At 38.4% G+C, this 18,756-nt stretch carries 19 protein-coding genes and 1 riboswitch; of the genes, 8 read left to right on the forward strand and 11 right to left on the reverse strand.

Annotated elements, in window-relative coordinates:
• Nucleotides 1-111 precede the first annotated feature (111 nt).
• Complete coding sequence (locus tag ABFG93_RS07755) at nucleotides 112-846, forward strand: glycerophosphodiester phosphodiesterase (protein ID WP_347552053.1); 735 nt, start codon at nucleotides 112-114, stop codon at nucleotides 844-846.
• 91 nt (nucleotides 847-937) lie between these two features.
• Nucleotides 938-1,045: a YjcZ family sporulation protein gene (locus tag ABFG93_RS07760; protein ID WP_347552055.1), complete on the forward strand. Its 108-nt coding sequence runs from the start codon at nucleotides 938-940 to the stop codon at nucleotides 1,043-1,045.
• Here the strand turns inward: ABFG93_RS07760 and ABFG93_RS07765 are convergent.
• Nucleotides 1,042-1,572 (reverse strand): YtxH domain-containing protein, encoded by a 531-nt coding sequence (locus ABFG93_RS07765; protein WP_347552057.1) that lies wholly within the window; start codon nucleotides 1,570-1,572, stop codon nucleotides 1,042-1,044. The genes ABFG93_RS07760 and ABFG93_RS07765 overlap by 4 nt on opposite strands.
• 192 nt (nucleotides 1,573-1,764) lie before the next feature.
• On the opposite strand from ABFG93_RS07765, the gene queF reads away from it, so the two are divergent.
• Nucleotides 1,765-2,181: a preQ(1) synthase gene (gene queF, locus ABFG93_RS07770; RefSeq protein ID WP_347552059.1), complete on the forward strand. Its 417-nt coding sequence runs from the start codon at nucleotides 1,765-1,767 to the stop codon at nucleotides 2,179-2,181.
• A gap of 28 nt (nucleotides 2,182-2,209) precedes the next feature.
• On the opposite strand, the gene ABFG93_RS07775 is transcribed toward queF, so the two are convergent.
• Nucleotides 2,210-2,455, reverse strand: a complete 246-nt coding sequence (locus tag ABFG93_RS07775) for a hypothetical protein (RefSeq protein WP_347552923.1) — start codon at nucleotides 2,453-2,455, stop codon at nucleotides 2,210-2,212.
• Here ABFG93_RS07775 and ABFG93_RS07780 point away from each other — a divergent pair.
• On the forward strand, nucleotides 2,379-2,543 hold the full coding sequence (locus tag ABFG93_RS07780) for a hypothetical protein (RefSeq protein ID WP_347552784.1): 165 nt from the start codon (nucleotides 2,379-2,381) through the stop codon (nucleotides 2,541-2,543). The two genes, ABFG93_RS07775 and ABFG93_RS07780, sit on opposite strands and share 77 nt — an antisense overlap.
• 130 nt (nucleotides 2,544-2,673) lie before the next feature.
• On the opposite strand, the gene ABFG93_RS07785 is transcribed toward ABFG93_RS07780, so the two are convergent.
• The 7 genes from ABFG93_RS07785 to ABFG93_RS07815 form a co-directional block, all read right to left on the reverse strand.
• Nucleotides 2,674-3,882, reverse strand: a complete 1,209-nt coding sequence (locus ABFG93_RS07785) for a S1C family serine protease (RefSeq protein WP_347552060.1) — start codon at nucleotides 3,880-3,882, stop codon at nucleotides 2,674-2,676.
• Between the two features lie 178 nt (nucleotides 3,883-4,060).
• On the reverse strand, nucleotides 4,061-5,236 hold the full coding sequence (locus tag ABFG93_RS07790; protein ID WP_347552062.1) for a hypothetical protein: 1,176 nt from the start codon (nucleotides 5,234-5,236) through the stop codon (nucleotides 4,061-4,063).
• A 164-nt stretch (nucleotides 5,237-5,400) separates the two neighbouring features.
• A complete protein-coding gene (locus ABFG93_RS07795) occupies nucleotides 5,401-6,591 on the reverse strand; it encodes an HD-GYP domain-containing protein (RefSeq protein WP_347552064.1) in 1,191 nt (396 codons plus the stop codon).
• Nucleotides 6,592-6,609: 18 nt separating this feature from the next.
• Complete coding sequence (locus tag ABFG93_RS07800) at nucleotides 6,610-7,860, reverse strand: ATP-binding protein (protein WP_347552066.1); 1,251 nt, start codon at nucleotides 7,858-7,860, stop codon at nucleotides 6,610-6,612.
• A 197-nt stretch (nucleotides 7,861-8,057) separates the two neighbouring features.
• A complete protein-coding gene (locus tag ABFG93_RS07805; protein WP_347552068.1) occupies nucleotides 8,058-8,567 on the reverse strand; it encodes a GNAT family N-acetyltransferase in 510 nt (169 codons plus the stop codon).
• A 201-nt stretch (nucleotides 8,568-8,768) separates the two neighbouring features.
• A complete protein-coding gene (locus tag ABFG93_RS07810; RefSeq protein WP_347552070.1) occupies nucleotides 8,769-10,373 on the reverse strand; it encodes a cation:proton antiporter in 1,605 nt (534 codons plus the stop codon).
• A 177-nt stretch (nucleotides 10,374-10,550) separates the two neighbouring features.
• The gene (locus tag ABFG93_RS07815) at nucleotides 10,551-12,179 is read right to left on the reverse strand and encodes a M4 family metallopeptidase (RefSeq protein ID WP_347552072.1); all 1,629 of its coding nucleotides are present in this window, start codon (nucleotides 12,177-12,179) and stop codon (nucleotides 10,551-10,553) included.
• Nucleotides 12,180-12,694: 515 nt separating this feature from the next.
• On the opposite strand from ABFG93_RS07815, the gene ABFG93_RS07820 reads away from it, so the two are divergent.
• Entirely contained in the window at nucleotides 12,695-13,267 is a 573-nt protein-coding gene (locus ABFG93_RS07820) for a YitT family protein (protein WP_347552074.1), read from the forward strand.
• 52 nt (nucleotides 13,268-13,319) lie between these two features.
• Here ABFG93_RS07820 and spoIIP read toward each other — a convergent pair whose 3' ends face one another.
• Nucleotides 13,320-14,492 carry a stage II sporulation protein P gene (gene spoIIP / locus ABFG93_RS07825; protein WP_347552076.1) on the reverse strand — a complete coding sequence of 391 codons (1,173 nt, stop codon included), beginning with the start codon at nucleotides 14,490-14,492 and terminating at the stop codon, nucleotides 13,320-13,322.
• Nucleotides 14,493-14,725: 233 nt separating this feature from the next.
• Between spoIIP and ABFG93_RS07830 the strand changes: the two genes are divergently transcribed.
• The 3 genes from ABFG93_RS07830 (at nucleotide 14,726) to ABFG93_RS07840 (ending at nucleotide 17,671) form a co-directional block, all read left to right on the forward strand.
• The gene (locus ABFG93_RS07830; RefSeq protein WP_431522083.1) at nucleotides 14,726-15,061 is read left to right on the forward strand and encodes a c-type cytochrome; all 336 of its coding nucleotides are present in this window, start codon (nucleotides 14,726-14,728) and stop codon (nucleotides 15,059-15,061) included.
• Nucleotides 15,062-15,212: 151 nt separating this feature from the next.
• A riboswitch (FMN riboswitch) is annotated at nucleotides 15,213-15,350 on the forward strand.
• A gap of 146 nt (nucleotides 15,351-15,496) precedes the next feature.
• The gene (locus ABFG93_RS07835) at nucleotides 15,497-16,078 is read left to right on the forward strand and encodes an ECF transporter S component (RefSeq protein ID WP_347552080.1); all 582 of its coding nucleotides are present in this window, start codon (nucleotides 15,497-15,499) and stop codon (nucleotides 16,076-16,078) included.
• Nucleotides 16,079-16,225: 147 nt separating this feature from the next.
• Nucleotides 16,226-17,671 (forward strand): amidase family protein, encoded by a 1,446-nt coding sequence (locus ABFG93_RS07840; protein WP_347552082.1) that lies wholly within the window; start codon nucleotides 16,226-16,228, stop codon nucleotides 17,669-17,671.
• A gap of 43 nt (nucleotides 17,672-17,714) precedes the next feature.
• Here the strand turns inward: ABFG93_RS07840 and ABFG93_RS07845 are convergent, their stop codons facing one another.
• Nucleotides 17,715-18,680 carry an ABC transporter substrate-binding protein gene (locus tag ABFG93_RS07845; RefSeq protein ID WP_347552084.1) on the reverse strand — a complete coding sequence of 322 codons (966 nt, stop codon included), beginning with the start codon at nucleotides 18,678-18,680 and terminating at the stop codon, nucleotides 17,715-17,717.
• Nucleotides 18,681-18,756: the final 76 nt, after the last annotated feature.

An 18,756-nucleotide genomic window follows, 5' to 3' on the forward strand; every position in this document is an offset into this window, starting at 1 on the left:
CCTTCGAATACCTATTTTGGTCTAAAAACAAAAACCTCCAAAGGGAATATTAAAATCGAATCGAATACTATAAGGTGTGAACCTATTGGTAATGATAGAAAGAGGTGACATATGGCTTCTCCTATATCTATTTTTGGTCATCGAGGATCACCCGGCACACATCCTGAGAATACACTCATTTCCTTTCAAGCTGCACATAAAGCAGGAGCACAGGGAATTGAACTAGACGTTCAATTAACACGAGACGGTATTCCTGTCGTTATTCATGACGAACGAGTTGATCGGACAACAAATGGCATCGGTTGGGTGAAAGACTTTCAATATGAGGAAATCATTCGACTTGATGCAGGGCAATCCTTTTCAAGCCGTTTTCAAGGCACGCGAATTCCACGTCTCGAGGACGTTCTAATCTGGCTTTCTTCTACCAACTTAATCGTAAACATAGAATTGAAGACAGGATATTTCGTGTATCCTGGAATTGAAGAAAAAGTTATTGCTCTTCTTACTAATTATCAAATGCGCGACCGCTGTATTATATCTTCATTCAATCACTATAGTGTACAACGAACCATCCAAAGGGATTCTCAAATTGAAACTGCGATCCTCCTGATGGAAAAGTTAGTCGATCCATGGGAATATGTTAAAAAAATTGGGGCTCATGGTATTCACATTGAATGGCAGGCCGTAGACGAACATTTACTCAAAAACACAAAATTCCATTCCATCCCAGTTCGAGTTTTTACAGTTAATGACAATACCCAGATCGCCGCTTTTAAAAAGATGGGGTGCAAAGCGATTTTCACCGACTTTCCAGGTCCTGCTTGCACCATTAATTATTCAGTCTAACAACCCAACTTGTGCGTTTGCCTACTTCCCCATCTCCTTCCCTCCACATACGCTAATATGGAACGAACGCACAATACTGAAGGGATTACCTATGGGTGGATATGGCGGAGGATTTGCACTGATTGTCGTGTTGTTTATACTTCTTTTTATCATTGGTAATAAAAAACGCAAAAAAAAGACGCCGAGGCGTCTTTTTTAGATTCTTTCATTTAGTCCAGAATTTGTTTTCGGGCTGGTTGTTGTGCTTCCTGGTGTTCTTGTTTCACTTCCAGGGGTATTTGTTGGCTCATAGCCTTGTTCGCTGGAATCAGTTACTTCCTGTCCTGCATCTTTCACTTTAGTTCCGATATCCTTCAAGTCTTCTCCCGCTTCTCTTGCAGTCGAAATCACATCAGTCGAATCTTCTTTCACCTGATTAACCTGATCAACTACTTCGTCATTTACTTTTTCATAGAGTGACTGTGCATCATTCATGGCTTCTTTCAAGACAGAAGAAGCTGATTGAATACGATCCATCCAGTCATCCTTTACTTCACCTGGATTTTCTTTTACTCGTGTATAAAAACCTCTGGATGAATTTTTTACATTGCCTGCTGTTGAGCGTACTTTATTTCTAGTTGTAGAATCAAGCATGGCAACGGCTCCACCTACAATTGCACCTACTAGAATACCTTTAACAAGCTTACCGTTCTTCTGTTCTTTAACTGTCGTTGTCGTTGTTTGCATGACTATTCCTCCTATTGGCTTTCATTGTTTTCTTAGCTAGTTTTTTCTTTCCCTTTATGCTAAAAGCTAAACTAAAAAATTTAACACGAACTTCCTTCTTCGCATCATAAAGCGCCTCTGTTATAATAGACAGCGTTGTATGACAGCAGTTCGTAACCTTCCTGCTTCATCAAAACTAAAGGAGGAATTTAAATGAATAGCATGGATAAAGCATGGCTTCCATCTTCCGGTCCTATGCCGCGCCCGGAAAGTGTAGAGCAAGCAAGAGAAGTTATTAAGAATGAAGCATTTGATGCGCCAAACGTACAGGAAATTACGTTTAACGCACTTGAATTTACAGCAGTTTGCCCGAAAACAGGACAACCTGACTTTGGACGTGTTGAGATTTCATACGCTCCGGATGCGAAATGCATCGAGTCTAAATCCCTGAAATTCTACCTCTGGTCTTATCGTGACGAAGGTAGCTTTTGTGAAACACTCGCAGCACGTATCGCTGATGACGTTGTCTATGCCATTAATCCATTAAAAGTGACAATTACTGTCTACCAATCAGCTCGTGGTGGAATTGAATTAAAAACAACAGCAGTTCGAGAGAAAGCTACATCATAACAGGACGAATCAGCTCATCGACCGAAATCTAGTCCTGTTTAACGTGCTTTTTGCCACTTCCATTGTGATTGCAAACGTTCTTGCAGGAAAAGTGGTGATGATTGGAAGCTTTGTTATCCCGGCTGCTGTAGTTAAGTATGCCGAACAATGTTAGCACGTTCGTCTCACAGTTTCTTGATACGACGATATTCATCACAATTGCCTTCATTGGAACAGTTCCTAACATCTGGATCATGATTCTTTCGCAATTTGTTATTAAAATGGGGCTCGCCATTCTTGATACCCCAATTTTATATTTACTCACAAAAGTTTCAAGTAGCGATCCTAAACATATAAACACCAAAAATCCTCTGGACGCCTAGTGTTCAGAGGGTTTTTGGTGTTTATATGTTTCTTTTTGTCATTGGTGCAGTTGAAAACAGTAAGCTCTCACATTCTATCGACCAATTCCCTAGTTAAACAATAAAACCGCCCGAAGGCGGTTTTTAAACTTTATAAACCATTTTGATTGGCGAGTGACATTGTAACAGTTTGAAGCTTACCATCGCGATAAAATGTGACTTCCATCTTGTCCCCAACTTTTTTGTTTGAGTACAAATACTTGCGGAGATCTGCAGAATCCTTTATTTCTGTATCGTCCAGCTTCACAACGACATCTTTTTCTTTCAATCCAGCTTTTGAAGCTGGTGAGTTTGGCGAGATCCCCATCAATACAACGCCACCTTCAATATCTTCAGGTAGGTTTAGTGTACCGGTCCAATACTGAGCAGGTACTTCAGAAAGGGAAGCAGGTGTGACTCCCATAACAGGACGTTTCACTTCGCCAGTTTCCTCAAGCTGTTCAATAATAGGCTGAGCATCATCAATCGGAATAGCAAAGCCAATACCTTCAACCGTTGTTTCTGCAATTTTTGATGAGTTAATACCGATTAATTGACCTTTAATATTGATCAGAGCACCACCGCTATTACCTGGATTAATCGAAGCATCTGTTTGAATAACATCTGCTTCATAATCTGGCTGGCCATTTTTATCAAGATCTACTGGAATGGTGCGGTTTGGATTGCTGACAATCCCCTGCGTAACAGATCCTTCAAGGAAACCAAGTGGATTCCCTACAGCAATGGCTGGTTCACCCGTCTTCAAGCTTTCCGATGAGCCGAATTCAGCAACACTTTCAACGTCGCTGCCATCGATTTCAAGTACAGCAAGGTCCATTAAAGGATCTGTACCGAGCACTTTCGCTTCTGCTTTCTTCTCATTGCTTAAAGTTACTTCTACAGAAGAAGCACCTTCCACCACATGATTATTTGTCACAATGAACGCTTTCCCATTCTCTTTTTTATAAATAACCCCTGAACCCGATGAAGCTGCCTGACCTGACTGACCTGATGGGTCTTCAAGCGAAAAGCCACCCTCCTGGTAGCTCGTAATGCTGACAACAGCATCCTGAGCTTTTTCGACAGCCGATGTAATATCTGAAGATACGTTATAAGAAACATTTGATGCAGTAACGCCTTCCGCAGTCGTTGTTACTGCAGCCTGATCTGATCCAGGCTGATCTATATTTGAAACAATTGGACTTGCTACAAGCATAATAGATGCTCCTACAACCGCACCAAATGTACTTGGTAGGAACCAACTCATGCCTCGCTTCTGCCGATTTGTTCTCGTACTTTCTTGTTCATCATAGTAACCCATTCCCCGGTCACCCTTTCTCCCTTTTGATTTGTTTATAGTCTTATTGTAACGAGAGATGAGGGTCAATGCATAAATATGGGATGTTTTTGATATTGTTTGATATTTGTCGTAATTTCACCTTATTTCCCGGGAGATTGTGTGAAGTGTGTCGGGAAGTAGAAAGAATCTCTATTTGTTATCACCTTAAAACATATTTTTTATAGAGAGAAAAGACTATTAGTACCGACCATAAGACTATTTGCATAACAAATAACAAAGCATCCCAAAACATTGGATCTGAGAAGCTTAAAAACAAGTTTGGAACTGTCAAAGTCAAAGAGAAGATAATTTGAGGTATTATAAATCCCAAGAATACTAGCAGTGTAACCAAGACCCCGCAGAAATAAAATAAACTATACCATCGAACAATTCTTTCTTCTCCTTTAAAAATATCATTCGCTTTTCCACTATTAATAAAAGGAATTTTCCTGAGAAGATAATAATTGCAGTTTTCAATTAAATTATGACAACCAGTGCTATTTTCAATAACATAATAAAAGTCTGTTTTCATATAAATGCAGAATTGATAAATGATTTTTATTGATATATCAAAGACTATTAAGGCAAAAAATGCTTCAACAATCAATGGTCCCGTCCAGTAAATTTGACTTATTAACGCTAAAAATAAAAAAAGATTATCAACACATAAACCACCTAAATATAAAATATTCCTCTTAGCTTTAGAGAGTTTCCATGCATGGGTCATATCCGCCTCGGAAACAATGAGAAACAAACGATTACTAACACCTAAATTGGTTGGAATATCGAATGATCGAGCTGCAATTATATGTCCAAATTCATGTAACATTGCGAAGAAAATTGATACTAACATCATCGAGAGCACGTTAAATACCATACTATCAAACACAAAAAAATCCTTGTACGTTGGAATTAGTTCAGGAGATTTAAAAAGAAGGTAAATATTTGCTAATAAGATAGTTCCATAAATTAAATAAGAAATACTATTAAAAAAGATCTTCCCTATACTACTAGGGATATCATTAATCAAAGATTTTTTGCTTTTTGTATTTTCTTCCTCAACATTGAATTGCTGACCATCGATTATACTTATTAAATTCAAATCGCAAAGTTGAGTTACGAAATCATAGATATCAACATCTTCATTGTGATAGGTGTTTTCTAGCTGAACTTGGATTTCTTGAAGGAATTTACCTTGATTTAAAAGCTCTATAGCTTCAATACAAACACCTGGCATTTCAAAATATTCTTCACTTTGAATATTTTCGACTATAAAAGTTTTCTTATTTGTATAACAATGAAGCGGAACAGTTTTTACAACCGAATGATTGTTCATGAACTTTGCACCTCGATCATTCATTAGTAAAAAAGAAGCAGGAATGTACCTGCTTCTTTAATCCATTTAATATGGTCTCCATGGACACCACCAGCATGTCACCTTAACAGACTTCAATTTACGAATCTTCATATAATTCACCTCCCTCTATCCTGTATAAAACCTCATTCGAGAATATTTGATGAAAGGGGAGCTTTAAATTCGTATGTTGAATGAAAAGCAACCCACTCTGGATAAACTTCCCCAAAAACTTCCACTAAATTCGGATCAAATTGTGTACCTTTACCGTTAAGTATTTGCAAATATGCTTTGTCAGGATCCATTGCAGGGCGATAGGACCTTGTTGAAGTCATTGCATCAAAGGCATCTGCAATAGCTGTTACTCTAGCAAGCAAGGGAATTGTGCTCCCTTCAAGTTGATCTGGATACCCATTTCCATCCCACCTTTCATGGTGGGACCTTACGACATCCAGGCAACCCTCTAATCCTTTCATGCCTCTCAGTGCCTCTTCTCCAACAGAAGGATGCGTTTTAATGATGTCATATTCTTCTTTAGATAGTCTTGTAGGCTTTGTTAATATGTGATCAGGTATATGAACTTTTCCAACATCGTGCAGTAAGCAAGCATAATTAAAAGACTGCAGCTCACCACTATCGAATCGCTTCATTTCTTTTGCAAGCAACTGTGAATAATGAGCAACTCTCTCACTATGCCCTCTTGTGTATGGGTCTTTCAACTCTAGTGTGGCCACAATCCCTTTAACTATGCCCTCAAGCTGATTTTCATAAGATAGAGATATAGCGTTCACATAACTTTTAAAACGATTTAGTAAAATGAAAGACACAATCGAAAAGAGCGATATTAAAATTAGCGGTATAATTATTTCTACTGCTCTCTCATTTAATGTAATTAGTAAAATTGAATATTTAGCTATAATACCAAACGTGACAATATAAAAATATCTTGTATTTAAAAAAAGTGGTGAAGTAAGTACAAAGAAAAGTTCGGCTATACCGCCTGAACGGTAAGGAATATCATTTGATAAATAGATGAAAATTTCGCCTATTAACGAAAAACCTACGACTGTAGTGAAATAATAGTACTTTATTTTAAATGCTTCTCTTCGTTTAAGAAGATAGATAGCTATTGGAAATAAAATTAGTTCCATTAGAATTAGTATATAACCTGGGCCAAGCGAATAATAAGCTGGGGACTGCCCCAAAATAAATTTAGATAAAATGACACCATATATAACATCATAAGAAAAAGTAACTATGTAAAACAAAATCATAAAAAGTTTTATAGCTCTTTCCTCTTCTTGAATGGCTATTGGATTTATTGAAAATTTAGGCATACTTTAAACCTCTCAACTTCACATAATTTTAGGAGTTGGAAAATGAACTGAAAAAGTTGTCCCTATATCAATTTCACTTTCAACATCAATTCTCCCTCTATGTTCTTCGACAATCTGATAGCTAACCATTAATCCAAGTCCTGTCCCATTTTCTTTAGTAGAATAGAAAGCTTTTTCTAGGTTAGGAATCTCTTCTTCAGGTATCCCAATCCCTCTATCTACAATTTGAACAGTTGTCCACTTTTCTTCTTGCCTTACCTTAACTTTAATTTCTCCACCATCAGGCATTGCCTCCATCGCATTTTTCAAAACATTTAGAAAAACCTGTTTTAGTCTAACGTCCTCGCCCGAAATATATATCTGTTTCTCATCATAATCAAAACAGATAGTTATATGATTATTATCGGCTTGCTGCTGAACAAGGTTAATAACATATGAGAGGCAATTAATTAATTCAACTGACTTTAACTTTAACGCTTGTGGTTTTCCTAGCACCATCAAATCATTGACAATAATATTTAATCTCTCTAATTCTTGCAACATTATTTGGGAATATTTAGGGTTGTAGTGTTGCTCCAATTCTTGAAGTTGAACAAATCCTTTTAAAGAAGTTAAAGGATTCTTAATCTCATGTGTAACACTTGTGGCGATTTGACCAATGAACGCTAACTTTTCATTGTGTCCAGCACGTTCATATGATTTTTCAACAGTTCTCAAATAGGTTTTGAATCTATTAAGAATAATAAACGTAACAGTTGAAAATAAAACTAAAAGAACAATGGGAAAAGTAACTTCAGGTGAAAGTGTAAAAAATCCCATAAAGGAATATTTGCACACAAATCCTATTGCAACGACAAGATAATAAACTCTATTTACATAAATTGGTGCGAATAGCACAAAAAACAATTCAACAGGACTACCACTCGCATAAGTATCAGAATTGCCATAATATCTTAGTATTTCAGTTACCAAAATGCCTAGAAAAAATACGCTGAAGTATAGATACTTGATTGAAAAGGGGCGTTTATTTCTAGTAAGCCATACTGAAATAGGTAACAATGATGTAATTACTATATAAAATACAATAGTAGTTGCCATCATAGTTTGACTTCTAAATATTATTTCTTCTCCAGCAATATCTAGTAACGGTCTGATGAAATTCCTATAAACCTCGAAAAAAATATAGATAAAATAAAATAAAATAATAAATAATTTATTCGCTTTTTTCTCCTCATTTATATCAATTTCTTCTCGGGACAATGATCTCATGGTAACTCCTAACACCGCTAAAAGCAGTTACAAAATTTACAAAACAATCTTGATTATACCATAATTACATTCGACAAAAATCACCAAATCCCTCTTGCCCTAATATTATACAACAATAAAAATAACGTCTATACTCATAGAGTAATTTACTAAACATTTAAATAAACACCAAAAAACCCTGCAACAATCGCAGGGTTCTACATATATTCATTTTCTTTTATAAACTTTTCTTCATCTATTTTGTCTTCAATAACAGTAGGTTCAACCGTTAATCTGGATAGCCCACATCGCTTCATCAAAGCATTTAGTTCTTCCTTCTTTTCCGGGAGAGCTGAGTCCTTTTCTGGGAAGGCCCAATTGACAAGGGCGTTTGCCATCTCAATGGCGTAGCCTTTGTTACGATACGCTGGGATTAATTGATAACCAATTTCGAGATTGCTTGACGATTCAATATTTTTGTATCCCATCGTACCAATTACTTTTTCGTCAGAAGTATGAATTAAAATCCCTTCCCATTTATGACTCAAACTTGAAACACTTGAACCAGTTAGATGAAAAGGTAAGAACTCCTCGAACTGTACGTTGTTAAAATCTTCTGGTACATCTACATGAAGTAGCTTCTTTAATTCTTTCTTATTTGTCATAGCTTTGATCAAGTCAAAGGAAAAAGGAATAATGGTCAGACGATCGGTCTGAAGGTAAGGCATTTTCTCTCAAAAGTCCTCCTTGTGAGTTATTTTCTTGTAGTATGAAAATGACTTTTATCACTATACCTCACTGCTTTACTTACTGTAAACCATAACCCTTATCTTTCATCAATAAACGAAATATTCATTTTTCTTAGTACTTTGTCCCTTCTTTAATAGGGTATGCTGATTAAAAGAAAAAGCTGCCACAAAAGTGGCAGCTTAGTGATTTCGTTTAGATTCCTTCACAGTTTCTTCTTCTTCAAAATCTGCAAGTCCATTGTTTAATAGTTCTTTGTACTTTCCAGCAACCTCTCCTGAGATGATCTCTTCTTGTTCCAACTCTGTAATTTTGTCATATTGAGCATAAAGAGAATGTTTTCTTAATGTGATGAGCTGACTTGTTTTAAGCTCGGGATTTTTCTCTAAAAGCTGATCAAGTTCTCGATGGCTTTTATCTATTTCAACCTGATAACTTGTCAACAATTCAGAAAATATAGGCTCAGGTACGAATAACTGGCTTTTTAACTTTCTAATTTCAGCTATACCTGCTTCGTGTCTGTGTAAATTGGCAACAATGTCTTCGTATTCCCTTGAACCGCTATGTTTTGCTCTGAGCCCAAAGTAGCTGATCAGCGGTTTGATCGTTAGTCCCTGCACAACTAATGAAAATAGGACAATGCTAAATGTAAGAATAAGCAAGGTGTCTCTGCCAGTGAAATCGCCTGGTAAACTTAAAACGAGTGCGATCGATAGAGACCCTTTTAAACCTCCCCAGTTCAAGACATGTCTCCATGACCATGGAAGACCTTTCACAATTGAGGTACTTCCATAAACAGCAATACTTCTTCCAATCAAGACGATGAGGAGTGCAAGCCCAATCGTACCCCATTGATCTGAGAAATTAATACGAGTTATTTCTAATCCAACCATTAGGAATACAATTGAGTTTGCAAGTAAAGCTGCAACGTCCCAGAAGTTATTGATGTTTAAGCGAGTCGTTGGACTCATACCAACCTTTGAACCAAAGTTTCCGAATGTCAGTGCGGCAACAACGACTGCAATAACGCCTGAAACGTGTATGCTTTCAGCCGTTATGTAGGAACCGTAGAAGAGCAGGATACTGAAAATAATTTCAAGTGGATAATCATCGAAATACTTCGTCAGAATGGAAATCGCGTAGCCGAGGCCACCCCCTACTAATAAGCCACCAGCGACTACTTTAATGAACTCAAATGAGCCACTAGCGACGCCACCCCATCCCATATCAATGTATGCAAGGAGTGAGAAAGCAGAGATTTTAAAGAGAACAACTGCAAGTCCATCATTAAAAAGACTTTCCCCTTCAATTACTGTAGATAGTTTATGGTTAACTCCCATACTTTTAAAAATCGACAGGACGCTGACAGGATCTGTCGCACTCATAAGAGCTGCAAAAACGAACGCTACTGGTATTGGCAGATCCAACAAGTAATGGGTCGAAAAGCCAATTACAATGAAGGAAAGGAACGTTCCTCCAAACGCAAGGGCGATTATCGGCTTTTTATTCTCATTTAAATGGGCGAAAGGAAGTTTTAATGCTGCCTCACCTAGAAGTGCTGGAAGAAAGATCGTTAGAATGACAAAATTAAAAACGTCACCTTCCGTAATAAACATTTTCAGCGGTTCAAGAACGGGAATGTTAAATAGTCCAATGAGTGTTCCAATGATAACGAGCGCAATCGGATAAGGCTGTTTCAGCTTTTTGGCAATTGCCGTTATACCTGCCGCAATCATTGTAAGAATCAGTCCAAGTTCGAATATGTGATGCATATCTAAATGTTCCATGACCAGCCTCCGATTCATTAATCTCCTTATATTATAACCAAAATAATGCAGGATTGGAAAATGCGCCTCAGAAATTAAATGCTAGAGGTTGTTTTTCACTAATTATTTTGGTAATGAAAGGGCTGATACAAAAAAAAGAAGAGCTCATTTAATGAACTCTTCTTCCAGGCGGTATGATTAATTTACTCCCACCTGGTTCCATGCACTTGCAACTGCATTGTAAGTTGTCCCAGTGCCATAAAGATCAGATGTAGCTTGCAATAGTGCTGCCCTTGCCGTACTAAAGTTACTTGTAGGTGTTAAATAGATACTTAATGCACGATAGTAAATTTTCTCAGCTTTTGCTTTCCCGATGCTTTGGATTGTCAGATAAGCAGCTTTATTTGGGATTCCACTATTTGTATGAACACCACCATTGTCAGATGACGTGTAATAATAGTCATCCATATGCGATGGCTGTCCATAAGCATCAGGATTCGATAGACTTCTTAATGCATCTCCTGACCTGTTAGGCGTGTAGACATCTTCTCCAAGAAGGAAGTCCCCTGGTTCCACAAAGTAGCCGAATACATCTGACATAGATTCGTTCAATGCACCAGATTGATTTTGATATTGAAGCCCTGCAGTTCTTTCAGTTACTGCATGAGTAATCTCATGGGCAACAACGTCTTGTGCACCAGACAATGGATCGAATGTTGAACCATCACCATCTCCATAGACCATTTGTGAGCCATTCCAGAATGCATTATTGTAACTTGATCCATAGTGCACCGTTGATCGAATGGTTGCGCCGTTGTTATCAAAGCTATTTCGGTTATGCGTATTTTTGTAATAGTCATAAACTGTACCAGCATAATAATGAGCATCCACATCTGCACCTTGAGAGGTTGCAGTGAAAGCATTGTTACTATCTACTGAATAGTATCCAGGTAGGGAGGAACCGTAATTTGCTGTTCTTGTTTCAATGACACCATTCATTGGCTTGGTAACATCGTATAAGTAGTGTGTGCCATTAGAATAGTACGTATTTAGAGATTTATAATCGCCAAGTACACCATACCCGTAACCTGTCGTTGCTCCTTCAGTAACGGCATTATATGCATCGACAATTGAGCCATCACGAGCATCAACATAAATCTGCCAATTCGCAGGGTATGGATCAATGAATTGAAGCTGTACTTTATAAGTTAAATAGTATTCATTATCTTTTTCATATACTACTTTCTCGCTTTTTTCTACCATGTCAGAGACATCAGATTTCTTCATAAAGCTTTGCTCATCACTTACAACGTTTTGTGGCTTTACATCGATATGATTCCAGGCTTTCTTAATTGCTACCTCTTTTTTAACGGATACTTTCGAACTTCCTTTAAAATTCTTTTCTGCATCCGGGTGCAGATCACCGTTTACTGCTACAACTTCTCCATTTTCATCCGTATGTACGATGAACCGCGCTCCTTCAATTTCTACGCCTTTTACAGTCTGAACATATTCATAATGCTTCATTCCTAGCTCATCTGTCATTTCATTTACTAGCTTTAAATCTTTGGTTTTTATTTTAAATAGACTTTCATTCGACTTTAAATATGACTTAACCGCCTTTTCAGTTTTAACGCTTTTTTCTGATAGTTTTCCGGAAAGGAACGAAGGTACTTTACGCTCGTCTTCCCAGTTTTGCTTCACGATTTCCATCTTTTTGAGTGCCTGCTTTTGTTCAGGATTCAAATCATTCGTCGAAGCACCAGCTGGAAGTGCTGAACCAAATGCAAGACCTGTAGCAAGTATAACGGCAATTCCCTTTTTCATTTCATTTCCTCCATTTCGGAATAATTAGAATTTTTAATACATTGGTAGATTAACACATATTTTCTATTGTTTGTATTGGGAAATATAGTAGAAATCACAGGAATTAATGCGTTTAAATGCTCATTCCTTTCCCAATAACATTTAAATTCATGGCGTGATATAATTTATTCATAAGTTTATTTAATGGTAAAAAAATACATAATTAGGTTTTGGAATGAAAAAAAGGCAGCCTATTGGCCTGCCTTTCTCGTTGATTTATTTATGTTATAAAACATTCGTACTACATTCTAGCCAATAATGATACAGTAGTCCATCAAACGAAAGCTGCTAGACTACTAGAAATGATCCTATTTACGCCGACTTAATGTTTCAAAATTCAATAATAGTAAAATCGCACAGTGCAAGTTAAGAAAAATCCTGATTATACATTGATAGGAGCTTCTAATCTAAAAGTTATGAAAATCTTCTTGGGCACATACATATGAAACAACCATGAACAAGCAGGTGAGCGTTTTATGTATAAAAAAATGGTTGCTGTGTTCACAGGAAGTGCTCTTGTTGGCTTTGGAATCAACAGTTTCCTCGTTCCAAATCAATTAATCGATGGTGGTATGATTGGGATAGGTTTAATTATCAAATACTTATGGGGCTATCAGACTGGTCTTACCATCATATCCTTAAGCATTCCACTCTATATTATTGCATTTCTTTACTTTCGCCCTTACTTTTATAATAGCCTCCATGGATTATTACTTTCTTCTTTATTTATTGATTTATTCTCTCCGCTTCGTCACATTTTTTCCTTCCCTATTCTAATCAGCGCCATTCTTGGTGGCTTTTTCGTAGGTTCGGGTATTGGCTTCATGCTTAGATTTGAAACGAGTACAGGGGGCACAGATCTACTTGCCCAATTTATTTCAAGAATGTTCTCCTTAAATGTAGGATTCATCATTTTCATTATTGATGGGTTGGTGATTATTATCGGCTCACAAACCATTGGATTGAACTCAACAATCTATTCTGCGATAACTATTTTATTCGTTGGGCTTACAACAAGCCTGTTAACCATCAAAAAAGAAGCTACTTAGTTTTAATAGCGCTGGCTACATGGCCAGCGCTTTTTTAATAGTAAGTAATTCTTCAATTGTTTACCTTTTGAACATTCCAGTAATGTTCACTAATCACATCTGCAATGGCTCTTACCGTTCTGCTTAATTGATCAAGGTTATTGTCAACACCACCCATTTCAATAAGTAGGGCATTTGGAGACAAATCTTGATTGTAGATGCCATCAACACCCTGCCCCTTCTTCCCAATAACCCCCCGACTTAACCCCGGATATTGATCCTTTAATGCCTCATGAAGATCTTTAGCAAGGGCAAGATTCTTCTCATAGTTAGGATTTTCTTCTCCGATAACAAAGACAGTTCGGGCGTATTCTTCATTGTTAATTGTAACCGTTGTATCCTTCTCTCTTAATGCATCACGATGAATGTCTATAAACAAATCGAACTCATCGCTTCCGGCAATCGCAGATTGAACGATCGTCCTCGAAACATCATAGGCTTTACCGTGTTCCCAGCCTTTCTCGTTTAGAAGAACCCCAATATTCGAATCATCTACTCGTGCTCCAATTCCGCGATTTTCAAGTTCCTCCCCCAGCATCTTGCCTACTAAAGTAATATTTGTTTTCCCATCATTTGCAAGATCTGCATCCTTCTTTCCGTCGAGTCCAAGAAGGGGAAGGTAGGATTCATAACTATGGGAATGATAGATAAACGCGACTTCTCTTCCATTAGTCGTTTGAACAGGTGGTGTAACGTTTCCTTTCGACTCTTTAATTTGAAGCTTTTCTGAAGGAACTTCTCTTTCTTTCAACAATTCATTTAAAGGAGGAGCTGACTCTACTGGAAGGTTCGTGAAGTTTGTCCCTTCCCCTGCTACGTGAATCTTGGCATCATACAATGCAAAGCCCGGGAGTTCACCACCAACCAGACTTCGAATATCACCTGGCTTTACACTAGTAATAAATTGGAAGGCGACAAGAGAAAGTGCTGGGGGTTCACTTGCCTCAGGTAAAACCTGGGTTAAATAATGATTTTCCGTGCCCATTCCGTAAACCATTGCTTCAGTAGAAAAACTCGTAATCCAGTCATGCAGCATGGAAGATGAAAGACGATATCTTGTTTCTGAAGAAGATATAAACCCGGCTACAACAAATAGGACAATCAAACCAATAATGGTAAAAAAAGAAAATGCTCTGATTTTCATACTGCTTCCATCACTAAACCATTTAATAGAACTGCTTTTCATCTCAACTTCCCTCCTGCCACTCTCGCTTTAGATACTTATTTCTATGAAAACGAGGACTACTTTAGAAGATTTTTTTGCTAGTGAACATAGAAATTTAGGGATAGAAAGGAAAAACAAGCAAAATATATTTGATAAATGAATGTGTGAAAAGTATGATAAAGATGAGGATACAGGAGGTGAACAGAATGGGTAAATCATCAGCATATATTGCTGTAATAATTTTGTTCCTTGTAATGGTTGTAGGTTTTACATACTGGCTATCCACAACCGAAGAACACGCCGGCAATGAAGCAGGTCACGGCGAACAGGCGGAAGAAGGTGGCGGTGAAAAAGGCGGCGACTCCGCTGGGGGTGAAGCTGAAAAAATTTTCTCTCAGAATTGCGCATCTTGCCATGGTGAAAACCTTGGAGGTGGAGCGGGCCCCGCACTTGAAGCTGTAGGTGGTAAGTATTCGAAAGATGAGATTCTTGAAATCATTAAAAATGGTAAAGGCGGCGGAATGCCAGCTGGTGTCATTCAAGGGAAGGAAGCAGAAATGGTTGCTACCTGGCTTTCTGAGAAAAAATAATAGCGCTTTATTGAAGCTCTCTGTTCAATTGAATAGAGAGTTTTTACTTGCACCGAAAGAAAGCGTTATCACAAAACAACATAGCTTCAAGATATATTTGTTGAGCTATCATATTTCCCGCTGTATAATAAAGTTGTAACTAATTATAGCGAACTATCTTCGGGGCAGGGTGTAATTCCCGACCGGCGGTGAAGGATAAGTATTTCCTCAAGCCCGCGAGCCTGTATTTTGGGCAGGATCTGGTGAAATTCCAGAGCCGACAGTATAGTCTGGATGGGAGAAGATGGTGGATAAGTAAGCTTCTTTTGATATTCGAGAAGAGCTTGCTTATTTCCCCATGCCGTAACCATGAGCCCCATACTCATGGTTTTTTTGTGTGCACTGGGGCCACATCTCCTTTTTCGGTGGTTCGAAAAAAAAGGGAGAAATGTCAAAATGAAAAGTGTATCGAAAACGCAACGAATGATCGTGATTGCGATGTTTAGTAGTATCTCTTATCTGCTAATGCTATTTGATTTTCCACTGCCTGGATTTCCTGTTTTCCTGCAAATTGATTTCAGTGATATTCCAGCACTCTTCGTGGCTATTCTTTATGGGCCGGTAGCCGGGATTCTTGTTGAAGCGATTAAGAACTTTATCCATTTCGGAATTCAGGGAAGCTTCACTGGTGTACCAATTGGCCAGCTTGCTAATTTTATTGCAGGTGTATTCTTTATCGTGCCAACAGCTCTTATTTTCCGGAAGTTTAATCAAACCCAGAAAGGATTAACACTGGGATTGACCATCGGGACGATTCTTATGTCAGCAATGATGGGGTTGTTGAATTATATCATCATCCTACCGGCATACACCTGGTTCATGGGCTTTGAAGAAATGTCAGCATCAGCTCGTCAGGCCCTAGTATTAACAGGTATTACCCCGTTTAACCTATTAAAAGGCGCAATCGTAGCCGGGATATTTATCGCCTTTTTCGTAAAATTAAAACCCTGGTTTGAAAAGCAAATCAGGATCGCATAAAGTGAAACTTCAATCAAAGGGGGCATTAATCCCTCTTCTTGAAGGAATAAATTAAAACCCGGATCTGTAAAAAGATCCGGGTTTTTTGAAGGGGTATTCCCATTATTTGTTGAATTAGTTATAAAAAGGAGTAAGGAGGGACTCCCTGTGTTAACGATCGAATGGCTCGAAAAATCCACTATTAGGGACCTTCAAAATGCAATGTTCGAAGGTAACCTTTCTTCAGAAAAACTCGTAAAGTTCTATCTCAATCAAATCGCTACTCATAATCCTCATATAAATGCTGTCCTTGAAGTAAACCCGGATGCACTCTTTGTCGCAGCAGGACTCGACCGAGAACGACAGAAAACTGGATCAAGAAGTCTTCTTCATGGGATTCCAATCTTATTAAAAGATAACATTAATACTGGTGATCATTTACACACAAGTGCTGGATCTGCTGCTCTTGCCTGTTCATATGGTAAAAAAGATGCGTTTCTTGTAAAAAAGCTTCGAGAAGCAGGTGCTATAATTCTCGGTAAAACAAATATGACTGAATGGGCGAACTTTATGAGTGACTCCATGCCAAATGGATTTAGTTCAAGAGGTGGGCAGGTTTTGAACCCGTATGGACCAGGAACTCTAGATGTAGGGGGATCCAGTTCTGGTTCAGCTGCAGCGGTCGCCTGTCATTTTAGTCCGGCCGCTATCGGTACCGAGACAAATGGCTCTATCCTTAGCCCCGCTAGCTCGAATGCAGCCGTCGGATTAAAACCAACTGTTGGATCAGTTAGTCGAAAAGGAATCATTCCAATCTCTTTTTCACAGGATACAGCTGGCCCCATTACTCGAAATGTAACAGACGCCGCAATTTTACTAGGCATTATGTCTGGGAGTGATCCCGAAGACCCCGTTACGCATGGGATAACCGTGTATCATGATTACACCCCTTACCTCCTCAAGCCTCTCTTTGCAGAATTCAGAATCGGTATCGTCAGGAAAGGCTATTACGATCAAATGCATCCTGAAGAACAGAAGCTGATGGAGATTGCTATTTCTGAACTAGAGTTCATAGGGTGTACCTTTACTGAAGTAGACGAGATTACCCCACATCAGAACGAACTTGAGAACGATTTCCAGGTTCTGCTACATGAATTCAAACCAGCCCTTAATAGCTATCTTGCCAATGAAACAAAGAACTCTTCAGGAATGACACTGGATACTGTCATCAATTATTACAAACAAAATCCCCAACTGATCAAATATGGTCAGGAACGATTAGTTGAAGCTAACGAAAAAAATGGCCTGTTGAGTGATCCAATATATATTAGTAGTCGGTTGCGTGATTTAGAAGATGGTAAAAGCGCTCTTGATCAGTTGTTCGAAAAAGGTGTTGATGCTCTTCTATTCGCTGGATGTTATGGCTCTACCATTCCTGCGAAAGCAGGTTATCCGTCTATAACCGTTCCGGCTGGCGCTACCTCAAATGGAAAACCATTTGGAATCACCTTTACAAGTAAAGCCTTTAACGAACCCCAGCTAATAAAATTAGCATATGGATACGAACAACAAACACAGCTTCGAAAACTCCCTGAACGTTTTTCACTAGTCTAACAAAGCAAAAAAAGCGCGGCATGCAGCCACGCTTTTTTCCTTTTTACTTCTCGATTGTTACCCATTTAAGTGAAGAATCTGCTCCAAACTTGTGAATATGATAGTTTTTAACATAATCCTTCATTATAATTGCGCTACCGCCCTGGTAAGTAGGAACGATTGCAGCATCCTCTTCAATAAGAATGCGCTCAGGTTCTTGCATCATTTCCCAGCGTTTTTGTTCATCAGATTCAGTCTTAGCGCCGGAAACTAGCTTATCATACTCTTCATTTGAGTAGTCCATACGGTTGTATGCTCCACCAGTTTCAAACATGTAGACGTAAGTCATTGGATCTGGATAATCTGGTCCCCAACCACCAGTGGAGATATCAAAATTACCAGCATCTTCAAGCTCAAGGAACTGCTTCCATGGTTGCTTGTTGATCGTAACTGTTATGCCATCAAGCTTGGATTCAAACTGATTTTTCGCATATTCAGCGATTTTAGATGCCAAATCACTATCCGTTGTAAGGAATTCCAGCTCGACACTATCAGTTCCAAGTGCTTCTAAGCCTTTCTTCCAGTATTCTGCAGCGTCATCTGCTGTTTGATCAACCATGTAGCCGTCTGGAGCAGGTGCACGGAAGTCTTCTCCATCAAGGAATAGGAATTCTTTAGGTACAAGGTAGCGAGCTGCTACTGAACCATTGTTAAGTAGTACATTTACAAGACCATCACGGTCATATGCAAGAAATAATGCCTTACGGATATCATTGTTTGCAAGGGCTTCATTCTTCTGGTTGAGACGAAGGAAGTAGATCGTTGTATCAAGGATTGTGGAGAAACCTTCTCTGTCCTTAAACTGATCAACGAAATCTGCACTAAGGGCAGCGCGGTCAATTTTATCAGTTTCATAAAGGTTAACACGCGTTGCTTCATCTAGTTCTTCAAGTACCTCGGCATAATGATCATAAACTGCTTCGGAATGTAAAACATTATCGGTTATTTCTAAGAGTACAGGCGGAGCCACTAAAAGACAACATTACCCTTCTTGAAAGAGATGATCCTGCCGCAATCTGGTTTGATTTTACGCCGGCGCTTAAACA

It is taken from the genome of Pseudalkalibacillus hwajinpoensis (assembly GCF_039851965.1).
GTDB lineage: Bacteria > Bacillota > Bacilli > Bacillales > Guptibacillaceae > Guptibacillus > Guptibacillus hwajinpoensis_E.

What these genes read in the sequence shown, in the direction of transcription:
- ABFG93_RS07755 (WP_347552053.1), top strand. Translation starts at nt 112, where the DNA reads ATGGCTTCTCCTATATCTATTTTTGGTCATCGAGGATCACCCGGCACA.
- ABFG93_RS07760 (WP_347552055.1), top strand. Translation starts at nt 938, where the DNA reads ATGGGTGGATATGGCGGAGGATTTGCACTGATTGTCGTGTTGTTTATA.
- ABFG93_RS07765 (WP_347552057.1), bottom strand. Translation starts at nt 1,572, where the DNA reads ATGCAAACAACGACAACGACAGTTAAAGAACAGAAGAACGGTAAGCTT.
- queF (WP_347552059.1), top strand. Translation starts at nt 1,765, where the DNA reads ATGAATAGCATGGATAAAGCATGGCTTCCATCTTCCGGTCCTATGCCG.
- ABFG93_RS07775 (WP_347552923.1), bottom strand. Translation starts at nt 2,455, where the DNA reads ATGGCGAGCCCCATTTTAATAACAAATTGCGAAAGAATCATGATCCAG.
- ABFG93_RS07785 (WP_347552060.1), bottom strand. Translation starts at nt 3,882, where the DNA reads ATGGGTTACTATGATGAACAAGAAAGTACGAGAACAAATCGGCAGAAG.
- ABFG93_RS07790 (WP_347552062.1), bottom strand. Translation starts at nt 5,236, where the DNA reads ATGAACAATCATTCGGTTGTAAAAACTGTTCCGCTTCATTGTTATACA.
- ABFG93_RS07795 (WP_347552064.1), bottom strand. Translation starts at nt 6,591, where the DNA reads ATGCCTAAATTTTCAATAAATCCAATAGCCATTCAAGAAGAGGAAAGA.
- ABFG93_RS07800 (WP_347552066.1), bottom strand. Translation starts at nt 7,860, where the DNA reads ATGAGATCATTGTCCCGAGAAGAAATTGATATAAATGAGGAGAAAAAA.
- ABFG93_RS07805 (WP_347552068.1), bottom strand. Translation starts at nt 8,567, where the DNA reads ATGCCTTACCTTCAGACCGATCGTCTGACCATTATTCCTTTTTCCTTT.
- ABFG93_RS07810 (WP_347552070.1), bottom strand. Translation starts at nt 10,373, where the DNA reads ATGGAACATTTAGATATGCATCACATATTCGAACTTGGACTGATTCTT.
- ABFG93_RS07815 (WP_347552072.1), bottom strand. Translation starts at nt 12,179, where the DNA reads ATGAAAAAGGGAATTGCCGTTATACTTGCTACAGGTCTTGCATTTGGT.
- ABFG93_RS07820 (WP_347552074.1), top strand. Translation starts at nt 12,695, where the DNA reads ATGTATAAAAAAATGGTTGCTGTGTTCACAGGAAGTGCTCTTGTTGGC.
- spoIIP (WP_347552076.1), bottom strand. Translation starts at nt 14,492, where the DNA reads ATGAAAAGCAGTTCTATTAAATGGTTTAGTGATGGAAGCAGTATGAAA.
- ABFG93_RS07830 (WP_431522083.1), top strand. Translation starts at nt 14,726, where the DNA reads ATGGTTGTAGGTTTTACATACTGGCTATCCACAACCGAAGAACACGCC.
- ABFG93_RS07835 (WP_347552080.1), top strand. Translation starts at nt 15,497, where the DNA reads ATGAAAAGTGTATCGAAAACGCAACGAATGATCGTGATTGCGATGTTT.